Source organism: Kitasatospora humi (genome assembly GCF_020907985.1).
Classification (GTDB): domain Bacteria; phylum Actinomycetota; class Actinomycetes; order Streptomycetales; family Streptomycetaceae; genus Kitasatospora; species Kitasatospora humi.
Window position 1 is genome coordinate 1 of record NZ_JAJJPA010000101.1, and the last position, 8529, is coordinate 8529.

The window sequence follows — 8529 nt, forward strand, 5'->3', positions numbered from 1 at the left end:
GAGCACCTCCGCTCCGGCGGACGTCGTCCCCGCCCAGGCCGTCCCCGCCCAGGCCACCGCTCCCGCCTCCGACCCGTTCGGCACCCGCACCGCTGACCCGTTCGGCTGACCCGCCCGCGAAGCCGCCGGCGAAACGCATCGGCGAGGCCCACCGCCGAAGCCCACCGCCGAAGCCCCGCGCCGTTCACCCGCGCCGCCGACACGCGACGCCGACCCGCGCCGCCGCACGCACGAACGGCCGCGGGCTCCGCACCGGGTCCACCACCCGCTGCGGAGCCCGCGCCCAGGCCGTCCGGTGTCAGCCGACCGTCAACAGGACTCCCGCGTACGACACCCCGGCCACCATCACCCAGGACGCCAGCCCCAGCGCCGCCATCCGCCCACCGGTGCGCACCAAGGTCCGCAGGTTCACCGCCGCGCCCAGGCCGAACAGCGCCGCCGCCAGCACCAGCTGCTGCACCTGGTCGGCGTCGTCGAGCACCGCGCTCGGCAGCAGCCCGGTGCTGCGCAGCAGGATCATCACCAGGAAGCCGGCCACGAACAGCGGCAGCACCGGCGTCCGCTTCCCGCCCGCACCCTCCTCGGTCCGTCGCGCCACCCATCCGCGCCGCGCCGCCACGCCCAGGCCGGCGACCAGCGGGGCCAGCAGGGCCACCCGCATCAGCTTGACCAGCACGGCCTGGCGCAGCGCCACCGGCCCTGCGGTCTGCGCGGTCGCGACCACCTGGCCGACGTCGTGCACGCTCGCACCGACCCAGCGGCCGAAGCCCACCGGGTCGAGGCCGAGCGGGGTGTGCAGCAGCGGGAGCACGGCGATCGCCAGCGTGCCGCACAGGGTGACCAGCGCCACCGAGCCGGCGATGTCCTCCTCCTCGCTGCCCGTCACCTGGCTGACCGCGCCGATCGCCGAGGCACCGCAGATCGAGTAGCCGGTGGCGACCAGCAGCGGCTGGTCGCCGGGCAGGCCGAGGCGGCGGCCCAGCCACCAGGTGCCGGCGAAGGTGGCGGCGACCACGGTGAGCACCAGGGCGACGGTGGCCCAGCCCAGCCCGGCCACGTCGGACAGGCTCAGTTTGAGTCCGAGCAGCACCACGCCGACCCGCATCAGCCGCTTGGCGGCGACGCCCAGTCCGGCCTTGGCGGCGCCCTGCACCAGCTGCCGGCTGCCGGGCAGCTGCGCGGCCGCGATGCCGAGCACCACCGAGGCGGTGAGCATCGGCACGGCGGGGACCGCTCGGTGCACCAGGATGGCCGCGACCACGCCGAGAGCGGCCAGCAGCAGTCCGGGCAGTGCGGCGGGTGGGCGGCGCCGCAGCCCGGACAGGGGGGCCGTGATGTGTGGCTGTGTACGAGTGAAGCTCATCAGTCCTGTTCGCCCGCCAGACTCGGGTACGTCCGGCGGACGCTGCTGCCGAGGCGCCGCACGTCGGCGCCGTAGATGTGGATGGAGACGGCCAGGTCGCCGCCCCCGTTGCGGACCCGGTGGATGTCACCGGGCGGGGTGAAGGCGCTCACCGAGCCGGTGTCGTTGACCAGCTCCTCGGTGGGCAGCAGCTGGGCGCGCGGCCCGTCCGGCACCAGCCGGTAGCGGCGCTCGACCTCCTGGCCCTGGTGCACGCCGGCCACGCCCCAGCAGACGTGGTCGTGTATGCAGGTGCGCTGCCCGGGCAGCCAGACCAGGGCCACCACCGAGAAGCTGCCGTCCTCTTCAGTGTGCAGGACGTGCGTGCGGTAGTGCTCGGGGTCGGGCTCGCACTGGGCGGGGGTCAGCAGGCCCGGTCGGCCGAGTCGCTCGCGCAGCTGCTCGCCGACCAGGAAGGCCGTGAGGTCGGGGGCCAGGCCTCGGGCCACCACGGCCCGGGTGTCGGCGATCAGGGCCTGTGCCTCGGGGGTGAGCTGTCCGCTGCCGGGGCGCTCCGTGGTGGTCGATGTCATGCCGAGCAGCGTGCGTCGCGCGGGGGCGCTACGTCCAAGGAGCGTACGTTGGCGGTTGCCTAGCTGCGCTTATGAATTCTCGGAAACCAACGCCCCGTCAGCATCCGACCCGGCTGGCCCCGGCCGTCCGCAACTGCGCCAGCACCACGGCGGTGGCCGGCAGCGGCAGGTGCTCGCGCAGTACGAAGGCGCTGACCTGGCGGCGCACATGGGGTTCCAACGCCCGGCCGGTGACCTTGCGGTGGCAGAGGAAGGAGAGCACCAGGGAGGGCGCCACGGCCAGGCCCACCCCGGCGGCGACCAGGCTCTGCATCGCCAGGTTGTCGTCGGTGGTGAAGACGATGTCGGGTTCGAAGCCCTGGTCGGCGCAGATGTGCAGGAAGTTGGCGCGGCAGCGCGGGCAGCCGGCCACCCAGCGGGCCTGGGAGAGCTCGGCCAGCCGGACGGCGTGCCGGCGGGCCAGCGGGTGGCCGACCGGCAGCAGCACGGTGAGCAGGTCCTCCATCAGCGGCACCTCGACCACGTCCGGGGGCAGTTCGGTGCGGATCCCGGGGTAGCTGAAGGAGAGGGCGATGTCGCACTCCCCGGCCAGCAGCCGGTTGACCGACTCCGGCGGCTCGGCCTCCTGGAGCTCGACCCGCACGTCGGGGTGGTCGGCGATCAGCCGGGCCATCGCCTCGGGGATCAGGGTGGCGTTGGCGCTGGGAAAGGCGCAGACCCGGACCCGGCCGGCCCGCAGCCGGGCCAGCGCCTGGAGCTGCTGGGCGGCGGCGCCGAGGTTGCCCAGGATCACCTCGGCGTGCCGGGCGAGGGTCTCGCCGGCCTCGGTGAGCTTCATCCGGCGGCCGTCCCGGGCGAACAGCGGCACCCCGGCCTCCCGCTCCAGCGCGCGGATCTGCTGGGTCACGGCGGGCTGGGTGTAACCGAGCGCGCGGGCCGCGGCGGTGAACGAGCCACTGCTCACGACTTCGTGGAAGGTCCGGATGTGCCGGGAGTCAAGCATGCCCAATCATAAGCAGAATTTTGGGCAATCGGATCTGTCCCAAGAACAGCTGATTAGATGATCAGCCCTGTTCCTCGGGGTGTTCCCGCACCTCACTCGGCAGACCCATCGGCACGCCCGCCGACGCGACCGCCGGCCCGCCCCGCAGTCGAACACTGCGCCGCCCGCGCCGTTCGACCGCGTGCGCCGGCCAGGGGAGCAGCAGGCATCTCCGATGTAGACCGGGGGATCACCATCACCACCGGGATGAACGGCAGGTCGTAGTCGAGACCTGTCGCCCCCTCAGCGCGCGAGGATCTTGGAGAGGAAGTCCCGGGCCCGCTCGGTCTGCGGATGGGCGAAGAACTCCTCGGGTGCCCCGTCCTCGACGATCCGGCCGTCCGCCATGAAGACCACCCGGTTGGCGGAGGCCCGGGCGAAGCCCATCTCATGGGTGACCACCACCATGGTCATCCCCTCCGCCGCCAGTGAGCGCATCACGTCCAGCACTTCGTTGATCATCTCCGGATCGAGCGCGGAGGTGGGCTCGTCGAAGAGCAGCGCCTTGGGATCCATCGCCAGTGCCCGGGCGATCGCCACCCGCTGCTGCTGACCGCCGGAGAGCTGGGCCGGGTACTTGTCGGCGTACGCCAGCAGGCCGACCCGGTCCAGCAGCGCCCGGCCCCTGGCCTGCGCCTCGTCCTTGGTCCGCTTGCGGACCTTCAGCTGGGCCAGCGTCACGTTCTCCAGCGCCGTCTTGTGGGCGAACAGGTTGAAGGACTGGAAGACCATGCCGACCTCGGCGCGCAGCCGGGCCAGCCCCTTGCCGTCGGCCGGCAGCGGACGGCCGTCGATGGTGATGGTGCCGCTCTCGATCGGCTCCAGCCGGTTGATCACCCGGCAGAGCGTCGACTTGCCGGAGCCCGACGGGCCGATGACCACCACCACCTCGCCGCGGCCCACCGTGAGGTCGACGTCCTTCAGCACGTGCAGCTCGCCGAAGTGCTTGTTGACCCCGCTGAGCTCGATCAGCGGGGTGAATGCCGCGGCGCTCACCCGACCCCCCTCCTTCGCCGACTACCTGTTGCCGCGCCGGCCCTTCAGCACCCAGCCCAGCACCCCGCCGATCAGCAGGGTCGCGGCGAGCGCGATCCACAGCGGCGCGATCACGGTGAACAGCCAGAACTGGATCCTCACCCTCTCGAGGTTGGCCAGCAGGAACCAGAGCGCCAGAAGGGCCGTCACCACGCCGACCACGATGCCGGTCGGGATGCCCGCGATCTCGCTCTTCTTCCTGCCGTCGGACTGACGGCCCGGATACCTGGTCACTTCGCAAGTCTGCGCACGAGGTTTCACGAAGATCGACCCAGGCACGACCCCGTCCCTCGTTCGGCGGACCACCGCTCACCCGAACGGGTGGACCGTACCCGCCGGCTCGGGAACACCGCGGCGGTGCCGTTGGTTCACTGAACGAAACACACCGAACCATGACGAGAGGCGCGAAGCTTTCGTGAGCAGCATCCCCGGCATCACCCTGAACAACGGCGCGGTCATCCCGCAACTCGGCTTCGGCGTCTGGCAGGTTCCTGACGAGGAGGCGGCCGCCGCGGTGCGCACCGCGATCGAGGCCGGCTACCGCAGCATCGACACCGCCGCGATCTACGAGAACGAGGCCGGCACCGGCGAGGGCATCCGGCAGGCCGGCGTCCCCCGGGAGGAGCTCTTCCTCACCACCAAGCTGTGGAACAGCGGCACCCGCGACTGGTCGGGCCAGGCCGGGCGGGACGCCGTGCTGCGTGAGTTCGACGCCTCGCTGGCCCGGCTCGGCACCGACTACCTCGACCTCTACCTGATCCACTGGCCGCGCCCGATGCACGGCAGCTACGACAACATCTGGGCCGCCTTCGAGGAGCTGCTCGCCGGCGGGCGGACCAAGGCGATCGGCGTCTCCAACTTCGGCCCGGCCGAGCTCACCCGGCTGTTCGAGAACACCTCGGTGGTCCCGGCGCTCAACCAGGTGGAGCTGCACCCGCACTTCCCGCAGCAGGAGTTGCGCGCCTTCCACGCGGAGCACGGCATCGCCACCGAGGCCTGGAGCCCGTTGGGCCAGGGCGGCGCGCTGCTGACCGAGCCGGCCCTGGTCAAGATCGCCGCCAAGCACGGCCGCACGGTGGCTCAGGTGGTGCTGCGCTGGCACCTGCAGCAGGGCGTCATCGTGATCCCGAAGTCCGTGACGCCCTCCCGGATCCGGGAGAACTTCGAGGTCACCGGCTTCGAGCTGGACGCCGAGGACCTCGCCGCGATCGACGGCGTCGCCACCGGCAAGCGGCTCGGCCCGGACCCGGTCGGCTTCGACTGGAACTGACCGCTGCGCCTGCCGAGTTGTCCACCGCTCGGCGGGCGGTCCAGTCGCCCACCGGGATGGCTGTTCGCCAACCAGTGAAAAATCGTATGAGCGCCCCTGGAATCGAGGGGCGCTCATACGTGGGTCGACCAGCGAAAAGCTGACGAATCGTTACGCCACCGGTGCGAGGCGGGCGGCCTTCGTCAGCAGCACCAGCACCCGCTGCCGCTCCAGTTCGTCGAGCGGTTCGAGCAGCTGCCGCTCGACCTGCGCCACTCCGGCCGCGGCGCTGTGCAGCAGCTCCTGACCGGTGGGCGAGAGCGAGAGCAGGTTGCGCCGTCCATCCGAAGGGTCGCGCCGGCGCAGCACCAGACCACGGCGGACCAGTCGCGAGACCATCTCGGCCATCGTCGCCTTGTCCAGCGAGGCGAGCTCGCCGACCGTGCGCTGGTCGGCGCCCGGCTCGGTCTCCAGGGCGTCCAGCACCGCGAACTGAGGTGCCGTCAGCTCCGAACCGACGTACTCCGACCAGAGTTTGGTGTGTACCTGCTGGCCAACCCGAATCAGGTACCCGACCGCACGCTGGGCGTCCAGCAGCGGTCGGGTGTCCGTCAACGAGGCGACGGCGGCCGGCTCCAGCCGGGCTATCTTGGCCAGCACCCTTACCAGTTCGAGCTGTTCCTCACCCGAGAGCGGTTCGAACAGCATGCGTTGCACCCGCACCACGCCGCCGGTGGCCTCTCGGACCGCCTGGGCGCCGTTCTGCGAGAGCGCGAGTAGTTTGCGCCGGCCGTCCGCCGGATCGCGGCGGCGCAGCACCAGGCCGCGCCGTACCAGCCGAGCGACCATCTCGGCCATCGTCGCCTTGTCCAGCGAGGCCCGCTCCCCCACCGTGCGCTGGTCGGCGCCTGGTTCGAGGGCGAGGGCAAGCAGGACCGCGAACTGAGGAGCCGTCAATTCGGCTCCCACGTGTTCGGACCACAGCCGGGTGTGCACCTGCTGGGCCACGCGGATGAGGTGCCCGGGTGACTGCTGCAGTCTGCCGGGCACGCGGGTCGTCGGGATCTCCCCCAGCACCATGAATCCGTCCTGATGTCACACCCGGCGTGCTGTGGGACACCCGGGCGGGGCAGTAGCGGCGCGCTGGCCTCCCCCAAGCGAATCGCCATCAACCGCAGTGATGTCGACCCTTTTCGAGGGGAGCTCCGCCGTGCAGCCGACGGCTGCTGGCGCACACTATACAAACGGAGGCCGCAATGCGGCAGGCAGGGGCGGATAGTAGACGGATGTTCGGTGTACTTGTGGTAATTCGTCCCGCACCGTGGAGTTGAGCTTTCACCCGGCGGGCGCTCTTCTGGACTCCTCTACTCGCCGGTAAGGTAACTGCACCCCGAATCGAGTAGAGACGAGTACTGCGAATGACCGAGCAGACCAGCACCGAGAAGGTCGCCGTCGTCACCGGTGCCGCCCGTGGCATCGGTGCCGCCACCGCGCTGCGGCTCGCCGCCGACGGCTTCGCCGTCGCGGTGGTCGACCTGGAGGAGACCGCGGGCAAGGACACCGTGGACAAGATCGTCGCGGCCGGCGGGCGGGCCCTGGCGGTGGGCGCGGACGTGTCGGACGAGGCCCAGGTCGCGGCGGCCGTGGAGCGGATCGCGACCGAGCTGGGCGCCCCACTGGTGCTGGTCAACAACGCCGGTGTGCTGCGCGACAACCTGCTGTTCAAGATGTCCCAGTCGGACTGGGACACCGTCATGAACGTGCACCTGCGCGGCGCCTTCCTGATGACCCGTGCGGTGCAGAAGCACATGGTGGACGCCCACTACGGGCGGATCGTCAACCTCTCGTCCTCGTCCGCCCAGGGCAACCGCGGCCAGGCCAACTACTCGGCCGCCAAGGCCGGCCTGCAGGGCTTCACCAAGACCCTGGCGATCGAGCTGGGCAAGTTCGGCGTCACCGCCAACGCGGTCGCCCCCGGCTTCATCGCCACCGACATGACGGCCGCCACCGCGGCCCGGGTCGGCATGGAGTTCGAGGCGTTCAAGGAGGCCGCCGCCAGCCAGATCCCGGTGCAGCGGGTGGGTGTCCCGGAGGACATCGCCCACACCATCTCGTTCCTGGTGAGCGAGGGCGCCGGTTTCGTCAGCGGCCAGGTGATTTACGTCGCGGGCGGTCCGCTCGACTAGTCCGTCCTGCGTAGCGACCCTGGTCATGGTGCCCATCCGGTGACCAGGGTCGTGTCAGTTGTTGACGTTTCGCAGCCCACTCTCAGGCACTCCCGGGAATTGCTGGTGAATTCTCACCGTACTGGTCACGGTTGGCGTCCGGAGAAAATCTGACGGTCTGTCGGACAGCTGATCGCCCACTGTCTATGCTGCTCCCACATCACCGATGAGGGCGGGAGCCGAGGATGGCCAACGAGACGGACTGGATGGCACAGGACTGGCCGGACGAGCCCCCGCCGGCCACCGATCTGCGGCCGGAGATCCCGCATCCTGCCCGGATCTACGACTACTTCCTGGGTGGCAAGGACAACTTCCCGGCCGACCGCGCGGCCGCCGAGCAGATCATCGCGATCGCGCCGGGCATGCCGGAGGCCGCCAAGGCCAACCGGGCGTTCCTGCAGCGCGCCGTTCGGTTCGTCACCGAGCAGGGCGTCAACCAGTTCCTTGACATCGGCACCGGCATCCCGACCGAGGGCAACACCCACGAGGTGGCGCAGCGGGTCGACCCGCGGGCCCGGGTGGTCTACGTGGACAACGACCCGATCGTGCTCGCGCACGCCCGGGCCCTGATGGCCGGCGCCGGGCAGGGCCGGACGGTGGCCCTGCAGGCGGACCTGCGCGACCCGGCCGCGATCCTCGCCGACCCGCGGGTGCGCGCGGCGCTGGACTTCGACCGGCCGGTCGCGCTGATGCTGGTCGCGGTGCTGCACTTCGTGGACGAGGACCAGGATCCGTACGGGATCGTCAAGACCCTGATGGACGCACTGGCCTCGGGTAGCTTCCTGATCCTGTCGCACGGCACCGGCGACTTCGGCGACCCGGCCCAGACGGAGGCCGGGAAGGAGGTCTACCGGCGGGCCGCCGCCCAGGCGACCCCGCGCACCCGGGAGCAGGTCGAGCGGTTCCTGGAGGGCCTGGAGCCGGTCGAGCCCGGCCTGGTGGTCCTGCCCGAGTGGCGGCCGGAGTCCGCCGGGGCGGCCGACGTGTGGGCGCCGGGCTATGCCGCGGTGGCCCGGAAGAAGTAGCCGCTAGGGCGCGTATTT

9 protein-coding genes are annotated in these 8529 nt (G+C 71.2%); 3 read left to right on the forward strand and 6 right to left on the reverse strand.

Translation table 11 applies throughout. The features are described 5' to 3' along the window. Nucleotides 1–298: 298 nt before the first annotated feature. The 5 genes from LN042_RS36110 to LN042_RS36130 form a co-directional block, all read right to left on the reverse strand. A complete protein-coding gene (locus LN042_RS36110) occupies nt 299–1363 on the reverse strand; it encodes a YeiH family protein (protein ID WP_230055699.1) in 1065 nt (354 codons plus the stop codon). Beyond that, the gene (locus tag LN042_RS36115) at nt 1363–1935 is read right to left on the reverse strand and encodes a cysteine dioxygenase family protein (protein ID WP_230055700.1); all 573 of its coding nucleotides are present in this window, start codon (nt 1933–1935) and stop codon (nt 1363–1365) included. Before LN042_RS36115 ends, LN042_RS36110 begins: the two co-directional genes overlap by 1 nt. Before the next feature lie 97 nt (nt 1936–2032). Beyond that, a complete protein-coding gene (locus LN042_RS36120) occupies nt 2033–2938 on the reverse strand; it encodes a LysR family transcriptional regulator (protein ID WP_230055701.1) in 906 nt (301 codons plus the stop codon). A 282-nt stretch (nt 2939–3220) separates the two neighbouring features. Beyond that, complete coding sequence (locus tag LN042_RS36125; protein ID WP_308191926.1) at nt 3221–3973, reverse strand: amino acid ABC transporter ATP-binding protein; 753 nt, start codon at nt 3971–3973, stop codon at nt 3221–3223. A 21-nt stretch (nt 3974–3994) separates the two neighbouring features. Continuing rightward, complete coding sequence (locus tag LN042_RS36130) at nt 3995–4246, reverse strand: LapA family protein (protein ID WP_230055702.1); 252 nt, start codon at nt 4244–4246, stop codon at nt 3995–3997. A gap of 181 nt (nt 4247–4427) precedes the next feature. On the opposite strand from LN042_RS36130, the gene LN042_RS36135 reads away from it, so the two are divergent. Further along, nucleotides 4428–5282: an aldo/keto reductase gene (locus tag LN042_RS36135; RefSeq protein WP_230055703.1), complete on the forward strand. Its 855-nt coding sequence runs from the start codon at nt 4428–4430 to the stop codon at nt 5280–5282. A 150-nt stretch (nt 5283–5432) separates the two neighbouring features. Here the strand turns inward: LN042_RS36135 and LN042_RS36140 are convergent, their stop codons facing one another. Continuing rightward, nucleotides 5433–6341, reverse strand: a complete 909-nt coding sequence (locus LN042_RS36140) for a MarR family winged helix-turn-helix transcriptional regulator (protein WP_230055704.1) — start codon at nt 6339–6341, stop codon at nt 5433–5435. A 338-nt stretch (nt 6342–6679) separates the two neighbouring features. Between LN042_RS36140 and fabG the strand changes: the two genes are divergently transcribed. Then, nucleotides 6680–7447, forward strand: a complete 768-nt coding sequence (gene fabG, locus LN042_RS36145; RefSeq protein ID WP_230055705.1) for a 3-oxoacyl-ACP reductase FabG — start codon at nt 6680–6682, stop codon at nt 7445–7447. Nucleotides 7448–7671: 224 nt separating this feature from the next. Continuing rightward, nucleotides 7672–8511 carry an SAM-dependent methyltransferase gene (locus LN042_RS36150; RefSeq protein ID WP_230055706.1) on the forward strand — a complete coding sequence of 280 codons (840 nt, stop codon included), beginning with the start codon at nt 7672–7674 and terminating at the stop codon, nt 8509–8511. Nucleotides 8512–8529: the final 18 nt, after the last annotated feature.

Bases quoted from the DNA above. Each gene is read 5' to 3' on its own strand.
- LN042_RS36110 (WP_230055699.1), bottom strand. From the start codon at position 1,363: ATGAGCTTCACTCGTACACAGCCACACATCACGGCCCCCCTGTCCGGG.
- LN042_RS36140 (WP_230055704.1), bottom strand. From the start codon at position 6,341: ATGGTGCTGGGGGAGATCCCGACGACCCGCGTGCCCGGCAGACTGCAG.
- LN042_RS36150 (WP_230055706.1), top strand. From the start codon at position 7,672: ATGGCCAACGAGACGGACTGGATGGCACAGGACTGGCCGGACGAGCCC.
- LN042_RS36115 (WP_230055700.1), bottom strand. From the start codon at position 1,935: ATGACATCGACCACCACGGAGCGCCCCGGCAGCGGACAGCTCACCCCC.
- fabG (WP_230055705.1), top strand. From the start codon at position 6,680: ATGACCGAGCAGACCAGCACCGAGAAGGTCGCCGTCGTCACCGGTGCC.
- LN042_RS36120 (WP_230055701.1), bottom strand. From the start codon at position 2,938: ATGCTTGACTCCCGGCACATCCGGACCTTCCACGAAGTCGTGAGCAGT.